Origin of the sequence: Paenibacillus plantiphilus, assembly GCF_927798095.1 — a bacterium.
GTDB classification, from domain to species: Bacteria; Bacillota; Bacilli; order Paenibacillales; family Paenibacillaceae; genus Paenibacillus_Z; species Paenibacillus_Z plantiphilus.
Window position 1 is genome coordinate 1 of the sequence record NZ_CAKMMF010000043.1, and the last position, 18,308, is coordinate 18,308.

Annotated in this window: 12 protein-coding genes and 1 riboswitch; of the genes, 2 read left to right on the top strand and 10 right to left on the bottom strand. The window is 53.2% G+C overall.

What is annotated here, in order from left to right; genetic code table 11:
- Nucleotides 1-634: 634 nt before the first annotated feature.
- The 6 genes from purN to purS form a co-directional block, all read right to left on the bottom strand.
- Nucleotides 635-1,246, bottom strand: coding sequence for a phosphoribosylglycinamide formyltransferase (gene purN / locus L6H65_RS24680; RefSeq protein WP_236346794.1), 612 nt, complete (start codon nucleotides 1,244-1,246; stop codon nucleotides 635-637).
- Nucleotides 1,246-2,289, bottom strand: coding sequence for a phosphoribosylformylglycinamidine cyclo-ligase (gene purM, locus L6H65_RS24685; protein ID WP_236346797.1), 1,044 nt, complete (start codon nucleotides 2,287-2,289; stop codon nucleotides 1,246-1,248). The genes purN and purM overlap by 1 nt, the downstream gene beginning before the upstream one ends.
- A 114-nt stretch (nucleotides 2,290-2,403) precedes the next feature.
- Nucleotides 2,404-3,885 (bottom strand): amidophosphoribosyltransferase, encoded by a 1,482-nt coding sequence (gene purF / locus L6H65_RS24690; RefSeq protein ID WP_236346800.1) that lies wholly within the window; start codon nucleotides 3,883-3,885, stop codon nucleotides 2,404-2,406.
- Nucleotides 3,870-6,113: a phosphoribosylformylglycinamidine synthase subunit PurL gene (purL, locus tag L6H65_RS24695; RefSeq protein WP_236346803.1), complete on the bottom strand. Its 2,244-nt coding sequence runs from the start codon at nucleotides 6,111-6,113 to the stop codon at nucleotides 3,870-3,872. The genes purF and purL overlap by 16 nt, the downstream gene beginning before the upstream one ends.
- Nucleotides 6,091-6,786: a phosphoribosylformylglycinamidine synthase subunit PurQ gene (gene purQ / locus L6H65_RS24700; RefSeq protein WP_236346806.1), complete on the bottom strand. Its 696-nt coding sequence runs from the start codon at nucleotides 6,784-6,786 to the stop codon at nucleotides 6,091-6,093. The genes purL and purQ overlap by 23 nt, the downstream gene beginning before the upstream one ends.
- Before the next feature lie 3 nt (nucleotides 6,787-6,789).
- On the bottom strand, nucleotides 6,790-7,032 hold the full coding sequence (gene purS / locus L6H65_RS24705) for a phosphoribosylformylglycinamidine synthase subunit PurS (protein ID WP_236346809.1): 243 nt from the start codon (nucleotides 7,030-7,032) through the stop codon (nucleotides 6,790-6,792).
- A gap of 339 nt (nucleotides 7,033-7,371) precedes the next feature.
- Between purS and L6H65_RS24710 the strand changes: the two genes are divergently transcribed.
- On the top strand, nucleotides 7,372-7,719 hold the full coding sequence (locus L6H65_RS24710) for a hypothetical protein (RefSeq protein ID WP_236346812.1): 348 nt from the start codon (nucleotides 7,372-7,374) through the stop codon (nucleotides 7,717-7,719).
- 105 nt (nucleotides 7,720-7,824) lie between these two features.
- Here the strand turns inward: L6H65_RS24710 and L6H65_RS24715 are convergent, their stop codons facing one another.
- The 4 genes from L6H65_RS24715 to purE all read right to left on the bottom strand — a co-directional run bounded on the left by L6H65_RS24715 (nucleotide 7,825) and on the right by purE (nucleotide 11,814).
- Complete coding sequence (locus tag L6H65_RS24715; protein ID WP_236346815.1) at nucleotides 7,825-8,715, bottom strand: phosphoribosylaminoimidazolesuccinocarboxamide synthase; 891 nt, start codon at nucleotides 8,713-8,715, stop codon at nucleotides 7,825-7,827.
- A 125-nt stretch (nucleotides 8,716-8,840) separates the two neighbouring features.
- Nucleotides 8,841-10,136 (bottom strand): adenylosuccinate lyase, encoded by a 1,296-nt coding sequence (gene purB / locus L6H65_RS24720; RefSeq protein ID WP_236346818.1) that lies wholly within the window; start codon nucleotides 10,134-10,136, stop codon nucleotides 8,841-8,843.
- 5 nt (nucleotides 10,137-10,141) lie between these two features.
- A complete protein-coding gene (gene purK, locus L6H65_RS24725) occupies nucleotides 10,142-11,332 on the bottom strand; it encodes a 5-(carboxyamino)imidazole ribonucleotide synthase (protein WP_236346823.1) in 1,191 nt (396 codons plus the stop codon).
- On the bottom strand, nucleotides 11,329-11,814 hold the full coding sequence (gene purE, locus L6H65_RS24730; protein WP_236346826.1) for a 5-(carboxyamino)imidazole ribonucleotide mutase: 486 nt from the start codon (nucleotides 11,812-11,814) through the stop codon (nucleotides 11,329-11,331). The genes purK and purE overlap by 4 nt, the downstream gene beginning before the upstream one ends.
- 159 nt (nucleotides 11,815-11,973) lie before the next feature.
- Nucleotides 11,974-12,075, bottom strand: a riboswitch (purine riboswitch).
- A 486-nt stretch (nucleotides 12,076-12,561) separates the two neighbouring features.
- On the opposite strand from purE, the gene L6H65_RS24735 reads away from it, so the two are divergent.
- Nucleotides 12,562-18,285, top strand: a complete 5,724-nt coding sequence (locus tag L6H65_RS24735) for a carboxypeptidase regulatory-like domain-containing protein (protein ID WP_236346829.1) — start codon at nucleotides 12,562-12,564, stop codon at nucleotides 18,283-18,285.
- Nucleotides 18,286-18,308: the final 23 nt, after the last annotated feature.

Sequence of the window (18,308 nt, forward strand, 5' to 3'; positions counted from 1 at the left end):
CAACCGGATCCGCATCCATTCGACGATCGGTTATCTTACCCCGCATCAATGCGAGAAAAGGTACTACGAGCAACACCAGGGCGCTTAGTTTCTGTGTCTACTTTCTTGACAGAGGTACAATCGATGTGGTTTCTGGCGCTCTTCACCAGCTGTAAGAGGATTTTTCCGTCTTACAGCTGCTCGCTCGCCACTTTTCCGTGCTGTAACAACGATTTTCACGCTTACAGCGACAAACGATGTGGTTTCTGGCGCTCTTCACCAGCTGTAAGAGGATTTTTCCGTCTTACAGCTGCTCGCTCGCCACTTTTCCATGCTGTAACAACGAATTTCACGCTTACAGCGACACGTCTGTTCTAGATTTACGGCTCTTTGCCATCTGCAAGCTGGTTTTTCATATGAGTAAGCACGGTTAGACTCTTGAAACGGGTCTGAGGTTTTTCCTGCTAATCTGTTAATGATTATAATTTAGTGTTACGATCGCTCGACGTTATCTGCCACATATGCACAAGTGGAACAATTACTCGCGAACTATCTGCCACATATGCAAGTGGAACAATTACTCGCGCGCTATCTGCCACATATACTCCCATGACGTTCGGCAGCACACATAGGCTCCGCTGTTAGCGAGATTGCCTTAACGAACCGTCACAGTGCGCCCGTCCAACGAGACTGCGCCCGCAGCGATACGCTGAACGACCCAGGGGAGCAGCTCTTGCTCTGCCGCATGCACACGAGGAGCAAGCGTCGCTTCCGTGTCGCCGTCCAGCACTTCGATCGCCCGCTGAGCGATGATCGGCCCGCTGTCCAAGCCGCCGTCCACATAATGAACGGTGACCCCCGTCACCTTCACCCCATAGTCCAGCGCCTGCTTCATTCCGTTCACACCGGGGAAAGCAGGCAGCAGCGACGGATGCACATTAATCATCCGCCCATAATAGGGCTCAACAAGCACCGGCGTAATAATGCGCATATATCCAGCCAGCACGATCAGCCCAATATCCCGCCGCTCAAGCTCCGCAACAATCTCGCTCTCGTAAGCCTCGCGCGAAGCATATTCCTTCGGCCGGAACAGAAACGTGTCCACTCCCGCCCTGCCGGCGCGCTCCACGACTGGCGCTTCCGGCTTGTCACATACAAGAAGCTCGAGGCTTGCGCCATCGAGCCGTTCTTGTTTTGCTGCATCCGCCAGCGCCTGGAAGTTCGTTCCTTGGCCGGAGGCGAATACAGCGATCCGTAATCCCGCCATTACACTTCCGCTCCTGTAAAGGTGACGATCCGGCTTCCTTCCGTTACCGTACCGATGCGGTATGCTTCCTCGCCAAGCTCAGCCGCGATACGAAGCGCTTCGTCCGCTTGATCAGCAGCCACGACTACGATCATGCCAACGCCCATGTTGAACGTAGTGAACATGTCACGGTTCGTGATGCTGCCCTTCTCCTGCATCAGCTTGAAGATCGGTTGGATCGGCCATGTGCCGTATTCCACATTTACGTTCACGCCCTCTGGCAGCACGCGCGGAATGTTCTCTATGAAGCCGCCGCCTGTAATGTGCGCCATTCCTTTTACCGTGACACGATTGATCAGCTCAAGCACTGGTTTCACATAGATGCGGGTCGGCTCAAGAATAACCTCGCCCAGCCCCTTGCCGCCCAGCTCAGGAAGCGTATCGTTCAAGCTGTATCCGCTCTTCTCAAGAAGAAGCTTGCGCACAAGCGAGAAGCCATTGCTGTGAATGCCGCTCGAAGCAAGGCCAAGCACAACATCGCCGGGAGCAATTGTGGAGCCGTCGATCATTTTCTTCTTGTCCACAATACCGACCGTGAAGCCTGCGATATCGTATTCGTCGCCCTGGTACATGCCAGGCATTTCGGCAGTTTCGCCGCCGATCAGCGCGCAGCCGGACTGCACGCAGCCGTCAGAGATGCCTTTGACAATCGCTTCGATCTTGGCAGGCTCGACTTTGCCGCAAGCCAGATAGTCGAGGAAGAACAGCGGCTCTGCGCCTTGCACGATAATATCGTTGACGCACATTGCAACCGCATCAATGCCGATCGTATCGTGCTTGTCCATTGCGAATGCGACCATCAGCTTCGTGCCGACACCGTCCGTACCGGATACAAGCACCGGCTCCTCGTACTTGTCCTTGTTCAATCCGAACAATCCGCCGAATCCGCCCAGCTCAGCCATAACCTCCGGACGGAACGTTCTCTTCACATGCTTCTTCATCCGTTCGACTGCTTCATTGCCAGCCGCAATGTCAACGCCAGCTTCTTTGTAAGCCTCTGCCACCGTATTCACTCCCTAAAAGTTATCTGCGAAACTTTTTCGAGCATGCTTCTGCTCAAGCCGTACACGCGCTTCGGAAACATGCCTAATGATTAATGCCCGCAAAGGTTCATGCGATTAACAGCTGCAGCTTTTCTCCGAATTCGGATCAATCGGCGTCGGGTAGTCATTGTCAAAGCAGGCCAGACACATGCCGCGATTGAACGCGCCGTCATTGCCGCCGACCGCATCGATCAGACCCTCGTGACTTAGAAAATAAAGCGAATCCGCATTAATCGCCTGCCGGATTTCCTCTACCGTCTTCGAAGAAGCGATAAGCTCCTTGCGGTCCGGCGTATCAATACCGTAGTAGCAAGGGTTTGCGAATGGCGGCGAAGTAATCCGCACATGCACCTCCGTTGCTCCAGCCTCGCGAAGCATGTTCACGATACGCAGACTCGTTGTGCCGCGAACGATGGAATCATCGATCATGACGACACGTTTGCCCTCAACTACCTTGCGAACTGCCGACAGCTTCATTTTGACACCCTTCTCACGAAGCTCCTGCGAGGGCTGGATGAACGTCCGGCCCGTATACTTATTCTTAATCAGACCAAGCTCATATGGGATGCCCGTTTGCTCCGCATAACCAATAGCAGCCGAGATGCTCGAATCCGGCACGCCTGTAACGATATCCGCGTCAATGAAAGCTTCCAGCGCCAGCTTTTGGCCCATTCTTTTACGCGAGGAGTGCAAATTAATGCCATTAATATCACTATCCGGCCTTGCAAAATAAATATATTCCATCGCACAGGTTGCCCGGCGCTCGATAGGAGAATAACGATCCTCAAACATGCCGTCGCGATCAAGGACAAGCAGCTCGCCCGGCTGGACATCGCGCTCATAGACAGCGCCGCATGTTTCCAGCGCGCAAGTCTCCGAAGCAAACACATAGCCACCGCCCAGCTTGCCCATTACGAGCGGGCGAAGACCATGCGGATCAGACGCGACAAGCAGCTTGTCGTTGGTCATGATCAGGAAAGCGAAACCGCCGATAATACGCTGCAGAGCTTCCTTGGCCGCACTGACGAAATCCTTTTTGGAACGCGCAATCAGATGCGCGATAACCTCTGTATCGCTCGTCGTCTGGAAGATCGAGCCCTGCATCTCCAGCTCGCGGCGAATCGATGGCGCATTCACAATGTTGCCGTTCGTAGCAACCGCGAGGTCGCCGTCGCGATACTTGAACACAAGCGGCTGCGCGTTCGCCAGCTTGCTCTCTCCTGCCGTCGAGTAGCGGACATGACCGATAATACGATCCCCCGGAAGACCGTCCAGACGCTCCTGGTCGAATACTTCCTTCACAAGTCCCATACCGCGATGGTAGTTGAAGCTGCCATCCTTGGAGTCCACAGAGCACATCCCTGAGCTCTCCTCGCCCCGATGCTGCAGCGCATGCAGGCCATAATAACCCATCGACGAGGCATTCGGGATGCCGAACACCCCGAATACACCGCATTCTTCACGCAATTTATCAAAAATGTCGTCCCGGCCAATGCCCTCATTATAATGAGCGCCAGTCCACAGCTTATGGTTCAGCTGCTTCACTTCATCAGACATGGAATCGCATCCTTCCAGACCTTCTCCAGTTGTTCTACCGGTGCGCTAACGCCCGGCTTGCCATTGATGTTGATGGTCAGTCCGTTTCCGCGTACAGTACCGATTTGCGCATTCGGTACGCCTTGCTCGTTCAGGTGAGCGATCAGCTTGTCCGCTTGCTCTGGTTTAGCCGACAATAGAATACGCGATTGCGATTCACTGAACAGCGCTGCATCCGCGCGAAGCGATGTCGCTACATTCACCTCAGCACCAAGCTTGCCGCTGATGCATGACTCTGCCAATGCCACTGCCAGACCGCCTTCGGACAGGTCATGCGCCGAAGCAACCAGACCTTGCTGAATAGCAGACAGCACCGTGTTCAGCAGCTTCTTCTCCGTTGCCAAGTCGATCACTGGCGGACGTCCTTCGGACTTGCCTTGCAGTACATATTGAAGCTCGCTGCCGCCGAATTCATGCTTTGTTTCACCCAGCAGAAGGATGATATCTCCCTCAGCCTTGAAGCCTTGCGTCGTAATGTGATCCACATCATGCACGAGACCGACCATGCCGATTACAGGCGTCGGGTAGATCGCGCCCTTGGAGTTCTCATTGTACAGGCTGACATTGCCGCCGATAACCGGCGTGTCCAGCACGCGGCAAGCCTCAGACATGCCGTCTGCCGATTTCTCCAGCTGCCAGAATACCTCAGGCTTCTCCGGATTGCCGAAGTTCAGGTTATCCGTAATCGCCAGCGGCTCAGCGCCGGAGCATACAATGTTGCGTGCAGCTTCCGCTACCGCAATGCGTCCGCCCACCTCAGGGTCGAGGTATACGTAACGGCCGTTGCAGTCCGTCGTCATCGCCAGCGCCTTGCGCGTGCCATGAATCGTTACGACCGCCGCATCCGAACCCGGCTGAACAGCAGTGCTCGTGCGAACCATATAGTCATATTGGCTATATACCCATTCCTTGCTTGCAACTGTCGGCGAAGCAAGAACTTTTTTCAATGCGTCCGTCAGATCGCTCACTTCCGCATAAGCAGTCGTGTCGATCGCGCCATTCTCCGCATAGTATGCAGGCTCCTTGGATGGCTTTTCATAAACCGGGCACTCGTCAACAAGCGCTTTGACCGGCATATCGGCCACTTGCTCGCCTTGGTGGAACAGACGGAGACGTCCGTCGTCCGTAACTTTACCAACCTTGGCGCAGATAATGCCCCAACGGTCGAAAATTTCTTTCGCCTGCGCTTCATGCTGCGGCTCGACAACGAAGAGCATCCGCTCCTGCGACTCCGACAGCATCATTTCATACGGCGTCATGTCCGTTTCACGCTGAGGAACTTCATCGAGGTACAGCTCAAGGCCGTTGCCCGCTTTGGAAGCCATCTCCGCGCTGGAGCAAGTCAGGCCTGCCGCTCCCATATCTTGAATGCCAAGCACGATGCCGGAATCAATCAGCTCCAGCGTTGCTTCCATAACGAGCTTCTCCATGAACGGATCGCCGACTTGCACTGCGGTACGCTTCTCCTCTGATTCTTCGGACAGCTCAACTGATGCGAACGTCGCACCGTGGATACCATCGCGGCCTGTTGCCGGACCAACGTAGAATACCGGATTGCCTACCCCTTTAGCGACACCGCGCTGAATTTTATCATGATCGATCAAGCCGACGCACATCGCATTTACGAGCGGATTGCCCTCATAGCTCTCATCGAACATAACCTCGCCCGCAACGGTTGGAATACCGATACAGTTACCATAGCCAGCGATTCCACTAACAACATGCTCGAACAAATATTTGACGCGTTCATTTTCCAGACGGCCGAAACGAAGGCTGTTGAGCAGCGCTACCGGACGAGCACCCATGGAGAAAATATCGCGAATAATGCCGCCCACGCCTGTCGCCGCGCCTTGAAAAGGCTCAACCGCCGACGGATGGTTATGCGATTCGATTTTGAATACGACGGCTTGATTGTCGCCGATATCGACGATGCCCGCGCCTTCGCCCGGTCCCATCAGAACACGAGGGCCAGTAATCGGGAATTTCTTCAGAATTGGCTTGGAATTTTTGTACGAGCAATGCTCCGACCACATAACGCTGAAAACACCGATCTCCGTGTAATTAGGCAGGCGACCAAGAAATCCGCAAATAAGCTCGAATTCATAGTCGCTTACACCGAATTGCTGATAAATTTTCTGATCCGCGATTTGTTCTGCTGTCGGCTCCTTAGCCGTTAACTGCTGCGCCATTCTTTTCCCTCCATGCATTCAAAATCGAGGTAAACATCCGTTTGCCGTCTTCCGAGCCAAGAATTTGGCTAATTGCGCGCTCAGGATGCGGCATCATGCCAACCACATTGCCCGCTTTGTTGCTAATACCTGCAATATCTTCAATCGATCCGTTCGGGTTCGCGCCCGCTTTGTAACGGAATACGATCCCATTGTTCGCTTTAAGCTCTGCCAAAGTCGCTTCATCACAGTAGTAATTGCCTTCGCCATGCGCGATCGGAATATCAATGATTTCGCCCGGCGCATATTGATTGGTGAACGCTGTGCCGTTGTTGACAACTTCAAGCAGTGTGCTGTGGCAGCGGAATTTCAGTCCTTCGTTGCGGCGCAGTGCGCCCGGGAGAAGGCCCGCTTCCGTAAGAATTTGAAACCCGTTGCAAATACCAAGGATGTACTTGCCTTGCTCTGCCGCTTTGACCACTTCGCTCATAACAGGAGCAAAACGAGCGATTGCGCCGCAGCGCAGGTAATCCCCGTAGGAGAAGCCGCCTGGCACCAGAATAGCGTCATAAGCGGAAAGATCAGTTGCAGTGTGCCAGACATAATCAACCGGTTGACCGATGGTTTCTTCGACCGCTTTGTAGCAGTCGATATCGCAGTTGGAGCCTGGAAATACGATTACAGCGAACTTCATCGCTTATCCCTCCAACTCGAAACGGTAATCTTCAATAACCGTGTTGGCAAGCAGCTTCTCGCACATCGCCTTCAGGTTGTTTTCCGCCTCGGCACGATCCGTCGTATCAAGCTCAAGCTCCAAATATTTGCCCACGCGCACCTTGCCTACTTCCTCGAAGCCCATGGAGTGCAGCGCGCCTTGAACTGCACTTCCTTGCGGGTCAAGCACGTTTTGTTTGATCGTCACGTAAACCGTTGCTTTCATTGGGGGTGTCGCCTCCTGAAAATGTTAGTAGTATTTACTTCCAATCATGCATCAAAGCGTATAAGTGTGCGGGGCATATTTGCTTGCCCCGCGGGTATGCTGCTCATGCTTGCTCGTACATTGCTCTTGCTTGCTCGAAAACTTGCTCGTACGTGCTCGAACTTACTCGTACTTACTCTTCGCATATTCGCTCTTACTACAACCATTTCTATTACTGTCCATTTACCACTGCTCTTCTTCACACTGCGTGCAGTTCCTAGCTAGTCGACCGACCGCCGTCATGCAGCGAAACACCGCGCGCTGGGAGTAGCGATAAATTGATGGCGGTCCACCAAAATTATGGATCCTGCTGCCGTTTCAAACACCTCTTCCATCCCTCGTTACTGCAAAAATACAGCAAATTTGATGAAAAAGACTAATATCAAGCCCTTCTACTGCAAAAATACAGTAATCAAACCCCAAAAGCGCTATATACTCTGGATATCTGCGATATTTGCAGCACTTTTGCAGTTACTTCGATTAAATGAGGCTGTTTTTATTGCAAGTAATGTATTTTTGCAGTTGTATGCTGCTGGTAGAAAGAGCAGTCAGCAGGTACTCCCGCGAAACACGGATTTAGCAAGCCAGTTGCCAGTTTCAACTGCGCCTGATCTAGCCGGCATTTGCGATTACAGCCGCGCGCGCTGATCTAGCGAGCATTTGCGATTACAGCCGCGCGCGCTGATCTAGCGAGCATTTGCGATTACAGCCGCGCAGCACTGTTCAAGCGAGCAGCAAGCTATGCGTTTGCTTTTATAGTGACGAGCCTGTCAAGCGCTCGAAAATGTTTAAATAACGGCGGGTTGTTTCGTCCACAACCTCGGATGGCAGCGGGTCCGGCTTGCTGTTCTTGTCCCAGTCGGAGCCAGCGAGATAGGTGCGGACCGGCTCTTTGTCCATGCTGTCGATTTCGATGTCGAAGGCATAGTTTTCCTTGGCCCAGAAACGTGACGAATCTGGTGTAAAAATCTCATCGATGAGAATAACCTTTCCATCGATAAGGCCAAATTCGAACTTGCAATCCGCCAGTATGATATCCCGCTCCTCGCAATAAGCGCGTGCAAACTCATAGAGCTTGATGCTGCGGTCGCGCAGCTCTTCAGCCAGCTCAGCGCCGATCATTTCGCCCATGCGCTGGAATGGAATGTCTTCATCGTGTCCAACATCATTCTTCGCCGCAGGCGTGAATAGCGGAGCATCAAATCGTTCGTTCTTCCGCAATCCGGCGCGAAGCTCAATGCCGTTAATAGCAGATGTCTGCTCATATTGTCTCCAACCGCCGCCGGTGATATAGCCGCGAACAACACATTCGATGTCGATTCGCTCGGCTTTTTTGGTGACCATAATCCGGTTCTTCAGCAGCTCCGGCTCCGTAATAAGATCGCCCAGCTTCGTCACATCGGTATGGACGACGTGATTGGTCTGAATGCCTTCGGTCTGCTCAAACCAGAACGCAGACAAGCGGTTCAGCACATTCCCCTTCTCGGGAACAGCCGGATCAAGCACATAGTCGAATGCACTGATTCGGTCGGTAACGACGATCAGATAATGCTCGCCCAGATCATAAAGCTCCCGCACCTTGCCTTTGTAAATCAGCGGGGCCTTTACATAATCAACGGCAGTGGACAACGCTATTGCGGTCATAATAATGCTCCCTCCATCCAACAATCACAAGATCAGGGCAGCTGCCCTGATTCGATTATCCATCACTCAACTGTCATCAAGCCCTGCATCCAAGCGGCTCGATCATCCGTCCTCGTTCCCAGCAACTAGATCAATTCAAGACGTTTGAAAATCGTATCGACATGCTTGAGATGCCAGGAAGGATTGAAGCAATCATCAATTTCTTCTGCAGACAGCACGCTCGTAATTTCCGGCGTTGCCTCGACGATCTCGCGGAATTGGCGTTTCTCTTCCCAAGCTTGCATCGCGCGCGGTTGAACCGTGTCGTAGGCCAGCTCGCGAGCGAAGCCCTTGTCGATCAGCTTCGTCAAGACGCGGCCGGAGAACGGTACGCCATACGTGCATTGAATGTTGCGTTTCATATTCTCAGGGAATACCGTCAAGTTCTTGATGATATTGCCCAGACGGTTCAGCATGTAATTCAACAGCATCGTCGCGTCCGGAAGAATAATCCGCTCTACCGACGAGTGGCTAATATCGCGCTCATGCCACAGCGGCACGTTCTCGTAAGCTGTAATCATATGTCCGCGAATGACGCGCGACAGGCCAGAGATGTTCTCGCAGCCGATCGGGTTGCGTTTATGCGGCATCGCCGACGAACCCTTCTGACCTTTGGCGAAAGGCTCCTCCACCTCGCGGAACTCACTCTTCTGCAAGGCGCGAATCTCGGTTGCGAACTTATCTAGTGACGAAGCAACGAGCGCCAATGTTGCCATATATTCCGCATGACGGTCACGCTGCAGCGTTTGCGTCGAGATTGGAGCAGGTGTAATGCCCAGCTTGCGGCATGTGAATTCCTCTACAAATGGATCGATGTTCGCATATGTGCCGACAGCGCCGGAAATTTTGCCGAATTGAACACCGTTTGCCGCATGCTTGAAGCGCTCCAGATTCCGTTTCATTTCCTCATGCCACAGAGCCAGCTTCAGACCGAATGTCGTCGGCTCCGCATGAACGCCGTGAGTACGGCCCATCATAGCTGTATCCTTGTAGGTTACCGCTTGACCACGAAGAATTTCGATGAAATTCACGATGTCCCGCTCCAGAATTTCATTCGCTTGACGAAGCAGATAGCCCAGCGCTGTGTCGACAACGTCCGTTGAAGTCAGTCCGTAATGCACCCATTTGCGCTCAGGTCCAACCGTCTCGGAAACCGCGCGGGTAAAGGCGATCACATCATGGCGCGTATCCTGCTCGATCTCATAAATCCGGTCGATATTGAAGCTCGCATTGCTGCGAAGCGCCTCGACATCCTCGCGGGGAATAACGCCCAGCTCCACCCATGCCTCGCATGAGCAAAGCTCAACTTCCAGCCAAGCCTTGAATTTATTCTCTTCGGTCCAAATCGCTCTCATTTCCGGTCTGCTGTAACGTTCTAACATGCGTCTTATGCCCTCCAAATGTTCGTTTCGGCTATCCAGGTCAGCGCAGCGTCCACATCAGCCGCCAGCACGTTCACATGACCCATCTTCCGTTTATGTTTTGCTTCATGCTTTCCATATAAATGCACTTTAGGCGCTGCGCCCAGCCTCTCGGCCGTCTCGTCAACAGCTGCCATTCGTTCCAGCAGCGGCTCCACATGCTCGCCAAGCACATTCACCATTACGACAGGCGTCAGCAGTGAAGCATCGCCCAGCGGCAAGCCGCATACCGCCCTTACATGCTGCTCAAACTGCGAGGTGCGGCAAGCCTCCATCGTATAGTGGCCGCTATTATGCGGACGCGGCGCCAGCTCGTTGACGAACAGCTCGCCATCCGATGTCAGGAACAGCTCTACTGCGATCAACCCGACAACGCCAAGTCCTTCCGCAATGCGTGCGGCAAGCCGCTCCGCCTCCCGCTGCACCGCATCCTCGACCCTCGCGGGTACGATGGATAAATGCAAAATATTGTCCACATGTATATTTTCCGCTGCCGGGAAGGTCCGAATTTCTCCTTGAGGATTTCTCGCGGCAATAACGGATAGTTCCTTTTCGAATCGTATAAACTGCTCCAATACAAGCTCAGTTCTCGCTTCAGCTAACGAATCAAACGCTTCGTCGATCTCCGATTCGCTGCGAATGACCCATTGGCCCTTGCCGTCATATCCGCCAGTTGCTGTCTTGAGCACACAAGGCAGGCCAAATGCTGCAACCGCTGCACGCAGCTCGTCCTTGCTGGCAACCTCGCTGTAAGGCGCAACACGAACGCCAGACGCCTCGATGGCGCGTTTCTCGCGCAGCCGATGCTGCGTTGTATACAGCAGCTCGCTGCCCTGCGGCACATACGACTGCTCCATTAGCATAGCAGCTACGCCTGCATCCACATTCTCGAACTCATAGGTGATGACATCCGCCTGATCCGCAAGCTGGCGAGCCGCATCTCGATCGTCGTATTCGGCAATAATCTGCTCCGCCACTTGTCCGCAAGGCGAGTCCGGGGTCGGATCAAGCGTGATGAATCTGTAGCCCATCGCACTGCCTGCATTGGCGATCATTCTGCCTAGCTGTCCGCCTCCAAGTATGCCTACGGTCGAGCCGGGCAGAATGACTTTGACTGCCCCAGCTGCTCCCGTTCCATGCTTGTCCGCATGGCTCATAGCGTCTCACTGCTTTCCAGTACTTCCTGCTGTACGCGGTCGCGCCGTGCTTGCACGCGTGCTTGCACATCCTCATCATAAGCTCCAATCATCTGCGCCGCCAGAAGCCCCGCATTCGTACCGCCCGCATTGCCAATTGCTACCGTTGCCACCGGAATGCCTCCAGGCATTTGCACGATGGACAGCAGCGAATCCAGTCCACTCAGACTTGAGGACTTCACAGGAACGCCAATAACCGGCAGAATCGTCTTCGCAGCGACCATGCCGGGCAGATGAGCGGCTCCCCCTGCTCCCGCGATAATGACTTTCAGGCCACGGGATACAGCAGATTCCGCGTATTCGAACATCAGGTCCGGCGTTCGATGCGCCGAAACAACCTTTTTCTCATACGGAATTTGCAATTCGTCCAGAACGTCGCAGGCTAACTTCATCGTCTCCCAATCTGACTTGCTGCCCATGATGACGCCCACTTTAACCGACATGCATCAAACCCACTTTCTATTTGCAGAATTTAAAATTCATTAAAAACAGAAAAAACCCGGCCGCACCCTTCGATCCGGAAGACTGCTGCGGGACACGAACGATAGGGGAACAAAACCGCCTAAAGACAGGCGAAGGCTGCCCCGCCCGCGGGACAACCTGATTTCCCTATTCAAGCTCGTAGTCCGAAAATTAACGGTTTTCGGGTAGATACTTTCGGGCCGTATTCCCGAATTTATACGAGAAAATTTCCATTAGGCAATTAGCGCCTTTACCTCTCTCAGTTTACTCAATTGAGCCCTTCAATGTCAACTTAAATACGAACGTTTTGTTGCGATGTCATATAAAAGTTCGCTTTTGCCAACAGTTGTTGCCAACTGAGCTGAAAAAGCGCCACTTTCCCATACAGACGGCTGTTCTCCACCCTCAAAGCCGCTGCATAGTCTACTATAGCGACTCAGACCTCACTTGAATCCCAAGCACGCAATAATGCTCCAACCCCCTCCATTCCAGCATTCATATCGATATTTACCCTATAAAAGATATAAGTTGAACGAAGAAGGAACAACAGAGCGAAGCAGGGGAATGTTTCTGGAGAAGCGTCAGCGCTCGCCTTTGTTCCCGGAATTCCACCATTAACAACCTAAATTCAAGAATTCCGGGAACAACAGCGATCGTAAGAACATTCCCCCGCGCAGCGGCCTAGAACTCCCTTCCAATCTCTCGACTTATATATGAGGAGGAACTTCATGCCTTTCCCAAGCAACAATCAGTTCGTGCCTGTTTTATTGAACGGCTCGCCGATTACTGATCCTGTTAAGGATGTCTCGCCAGATGAGACAGATATCGTCGGAAGCAGTCAGTTCCCGGCTGTCTATTATGCTTATGACGGTACGAATATTTATTTTCGCATGCGGCTAAATGCTGATCCTCGCTTTAAGACCGCCTTCAAAAACTTCATCTGGGGAGTCCTCATTGATACGGACGGCAATTCTTCAACCTATGAATGGGCGCTGACGGTCAACGGCAAACGAACAGGGCTCAATCTCATTAGAAACCCGAATCCCGGAACGAACAGCTTCAGCGGCAATAGCAGCAACGATGATGACAGCGATGATATAACAGGAACTACAGTCAGCCGCCCCATCGTCAACTTTGACCTTGCAAGGGCTAAGCCAACAGAGGATGGCTCCAGCTTCGGCGGAGACACCGACTATTTCCTTGATTTCTTCATCGATAAGGCAACACTGTTTGCACAGCTGATGATTACGGATCAGACACCGCTGCGCTTCATCTTCTTCACATCGACCAACAGCAATAAATTCAATAAAGATCATACAGGAGGCATTCTTTTAAGCGAAGCCTTCTCTAGTCCCCTCACCATCACAGGGGGCGATGTTCGGGCTAAGCTTGCCGTTGCCCAGACAGTCTCCAACAGCACCACGAGTATAACGACAGGACAGCCCGTCACCTTAACCGGCACAATTACCGTCACTAATACAGGCCTCAGCAGCGCATCAACCATCTTCGTCACTGCCCCCTACTTCTTCGATCAGCTTATCGCCTACAATGTAACGCAACGATCTACGGGCAGCTCGGCATTCTCAACGACAACCAAAACACTCACATGGAATATCGGAAATCTAGGTGCAGGGGCGACTGCAACTCTGGACTATACGGCAAAAGGAATTTTCAATACCGCAGGCACTCGCACTCTGGATACAAAAACAGTAACGGGCGTCGATCTCTTCACAGGAGGCCAGCTTCCCCCTATTCTGAATACCGCTTCTGTCAATGTGACATCTATTGGCAGCATTAACGGAACCGTGCTGGATCAGGCAACAGGACTGCCATTGATCGGCGTCACCGCCGGGCTGTTCAGCCTGCCTGCCAATACACCGCTCGGCTCAGCGACAACAACCGAAGGAGGCGTGTTCTCCTTCACGAATCTGGCCCCAGGGTCCTATCAGGTGCAGCTCTCCTTCCCCGGTTATCAAAATCAGAATGCAGCAATCACAGTTACAGCCGGAGCCGCCTCTGCAATCAACACATTTCTGCAGCCGCAGCCTGCCTCCATACAGGGGACAATCACAAGCGGGGATAGCGGCGCGCCGATCGCAGGAGCAGCGATTAATGCAACGAATTGGACCGGCATTCCCATTGCCCAGACTGCAACGAACGCTGCTGGCCAATATACGCTAGCCAACTTGCTTCCAGGCTATTACCGGGTCAGCGCATCGGCTGCGGATTTCCAGCATAGCGATGTTCCCGTTACACTTGTCGCGGCGGAAAGCCGCATATTGAATTTCGCGCTCAAAGGCAATCCGGGAGCCGTGGCCGGCAATATCACCAGCACCACTGGCGCACCGCTGGCAAACGCGCTGATAGAAGCGCTTGATAACCGCAACAATGTGCTGGCTACTGCAACAACGAACGCGCAAGGAAATTATGAGATCGGCACGCTGGCTCCTTCCGCCAACAATCGGCTGCGAATTTCCGACCCCGGCTACATCATACAGGTAATCGGATTCCAGGTTACAGCTGGCAGAACTACAGTGGTCAATGCCGCTCTATCTCCGAATTCCGGCAATATTACAGGAACCGCTGCGGACATCGACACCGGCATCCCGCTTCCAGGGGCCAGCATTCGGGTTCTCAATTCCGAAGGCGTGACGGTTGGAACCGCCAGTACAAATGCAGCAGGCGTCTACACCGTCAACTCACTCCGTCCAGGCAGCTACTCGATTGTATTCGCTGTTGAAGGCTACGCCTCGCGTACAGTAGGCGGATTCGTAACTGCCGGAGCAACCGAGAACATCTCCATCGCATTAGCCCGTCTTGCTGGGGCCGTGTCCGGCATCGTTACAGATACGAGAGGCATCCCGCTGCCGGATACTGTCGTTCGCGTTTTCTCCAATAACATCATTGTCGGACGCGTCAATACGAATGAGGATGGCTCCTACAGCATTCCGAACCTCTCTCCAGGCACTTATATTCTGTCTGCGCGCGCGGAGGGCTTCGGCGGAGAATCGCTTGGCGTCATTATCGAATCTGCTCAAACAACAGCGGTCAATGTCCGGCTGACACGGAACCCTGGAACAATTACAGGAATCGTTGCCGATCATACGGGGACAGCGATCGCTGGCGCATTGGTTGCTGTCCAGAACAATGTTGATGGCGGACCAATCATTTTGACACGCGTAATCTCAACAACCGAAGGCCTCTTTACTGTGAACAATCTGCAGCCCGGCAACTACATTGCGACCGTATCCGCAGATGGCTTCCAGAACCAGTTTGCAGCGGTTTCGGTTAACTCGGGCGACGTTGCGCATCATGATTTCCAGCTTCAGCCTAGTCCCGGCACCATTCAGGGAACCGTCGCCGGGCAAGGAGGGACCCAAATATTCGGAGCTGCTATCGAGATTCGTGTGACGAATGCGAACGGGGTTACAATATTCTCCCTGTTCACTGATCCCAGCGGCCGCTTCGAAGCCGATAATCTGGCCCCCGGAACGTATACGATTCTCGCCTCAGCCGCTAACTTTCAGACTGCCGCCGCAACAACCATGGTCAATGCCGGGCGCAGCTCCTCCTTGTCTCTTGTGCTGATCTCCGATCCTGGCAGCATTCAGGGCCGTGCAACGGACAGCATTACAGGGGGAGGAGTCGTTGGTGCTGCGGTCAACATACTCGACCAGCATACCTTTCTCGTTGGTTCAACCGCTACAGACTCCAACGGCAATTTCCGCGTAAACGGCCTTCCGCCGGGCAACTATACCGTTGTCGTCCAAGCGAACAATTATCAGAGCAATACGTTTGGAGCCATTGTGAGCGCCAATGCCATAACACCTGTCGATTGCGAGCTTCAGCCCGATCCCGGCACCATTAACGGACAATTGGAACCGGCAATAGCCGGGGCAGTCATACAACTGTTCAACAACAATAATGTTCAGATCGCTACAACGGTCTCTCAGTCGAACGGTTCCTTCCAATTCATTAGCGTCAGGGAGGGCTCCTATTTCCTGACTGCCGTCGCGCAAGGCTATTCCTCAGATATCGCCGGCGCCGATCTGAGTCCGGGTCTGATTATTAATGTGGCCTTGCATTTGAAAGCCAATCCCGGAAGTATCGCTGGAAGAGTGACAGATCCTGACGGCAACCCCATCCCGCCTGCTGTCATTAAAGTCATTAACGGCAATGAAACGATACGCGGCATCGGGCAGACCTCTGCTGACGGAACGTATGCGGTCTCAAATTTGCCAGCAGGAACACTCTCTGTTATTGTCTCAGCGCCGAACTTCAGCAATGCGGTTCGCGGCGTCAGCTTAGCGCCTGGGGAGCAGGCAGCCAATCTGAATTTCGTCCTTATCCCTGACCCCGGAGCAATAAGCGGTCAAATCACCAACAGCGTTACCGGCCAGCCGATCGGCAGCGCGGATGTAGAAATACGCACCTTGAACGCTTCCGGCTTATCTATCGGTTCCGTATCAGCCAGTCCATTCGGCAACTTCCTGTTCACAGGTCTGCAGCCCGGCATCTATACCATTATCGCCAGAGGGGATGGCTTCGCTTCAAATTCAGTTGGCGCAGTCGCAATAAGCAATGAGACTGTGAGCGCCAGTGTAGCGCTGCTTCCTTCATTCGGTCAATTGAACGGAACGATTGCAGATGCCAGGGGAGCCGCCATCACCAGCAACAATACAGAAATCAAGCTGTATACCATTGATGGCTTGCTTTTGGAGACGCAATTCGCAGGCTCTGACGGCGCCTTTCGCATGACCAACATCAAGCCGGGTGAATATATGCTCACTATCGTATCTCCGGGTTTCATCACACTGGCAACGGGAGTAACAATCGCCAATGGTCTTGCAACACAAGTAGGCGCCATCCTGAAGCTTCAGCCTGCCAGCATCACGGGATCAGTCAGAAACACACAAACAGGCAGTCCTGTTTCCGGGGCGTTAATTAATATTGGCGATATGTATGGCAATCCGTTGGAAACAACCTTCTCCGATGAGAATGGCGAATTTTTATTGCCGGGCCTTCCCCCTGGCAACTTGACATTATCAGCCTCCGCTTCATCATTCGGGACCGATACACAAGCAGCGGTAACAAAGCCCGGCCAGTCAACGAATGTCAGCTTCACCTTAACCCCGAACCCCGGACAATTGCTCGGCTTCGTCAGTGATTTCAGCACTGGCGGCAACCTGTCCGGCGCAGCTATACGAATTTATGATAGCGTCACAGGCATCCTGACTGCGTCCATCCTTAGTGGAAACAGCGGCGATTATGTCTATGGCAATCTGGCTCCCGGCAATTACACAGCAATCGCTAGCAATGATGGATATGCGAATGAGCTTGGCGGATTCACAATCATCTCCGACAAGACAACCCGCTACAGCTTTGCACTAGACCCCCTCCCCGGACGACTGAGAGGGACAGTCAAGAACGGAGCAACAGGAGCGCCGCTTGGCGGAGTCAGCATTGTACTGCGACAGTACAACAACTTCGGCCCTATTCTGGAGACCATTCTAAGCGACGATGGGGGCGCATTCGATCTCGGTGAAGTCGCAGCGTCCAACTACATCCTCACCGCATCCTTGCAAGGCTTTGTCGCTGAACAGACCTCCGTTGGTGTCGCCCCCGCACAGCAGTCTGCTGCAGCGATCACACTCCAGCCCTCGTTCACCTCGATCAGCGGCATCGTTACAGACAAGAGCAGCGGCGCTCCTCTACCTGACTCTCAAGTCGTCGTTGTGGACGACAATGGCGTTATTGGCGGCATTGGCGTTTCCGATAACAAAGGAGCATATACAATTCCAAGCGCTCCGGGCACAAACCAGTCTGTTGTCGTATCCAATGACAATAAACAATTGAATGTAGCGTTTGTTTCTGTTAGCCCAGGCCAGCATCCACAAGTTAATGTCCAATTAGACGACCATCCATCCAGCATTACTGGAATCATTATTGACAACTCCTCTAGCCAGCCGATTCCCGGAGCCATCGTAAGCGCCCTGGAGAGCATCAACAATACGCCTCTGCAAACCGTCGTCACTGACGGAGAAGGCAGGTTCACACTGGATAGCCTTGGTACGGCGAGCTATACAGTGACAGCTTCAGCTCCCTTGTACGGCTCCAACGCGCGCAGCGTCAGCATTGTCGCCAACCGCTCGGCTGCCGAGGGAAGTCTGCGACTGAACGTAGATTTCGGCACATTGCGCGGAACGATCCGCGATGCATCAGGCCAACCGCTGTTCAAGGCGCTTGCCGAAATTCTGACCCCTGAGCGGCTTCTTATTCGAGAGATCATTAGCAATGCGCAGGGACAATATATGCTGACCAATTTATCAGCAGGTGTCCTTCATGCGCAATTCTCTTTTCCCGGCAAGCAAACCGCACTTCGAATGCCGATAATTGTTAACGGGGGGACGACCGTTCTCGATATTGTCCTACTAGACGAGGATGAGGAATAATACGAGAGGCAAGAACCTGTATA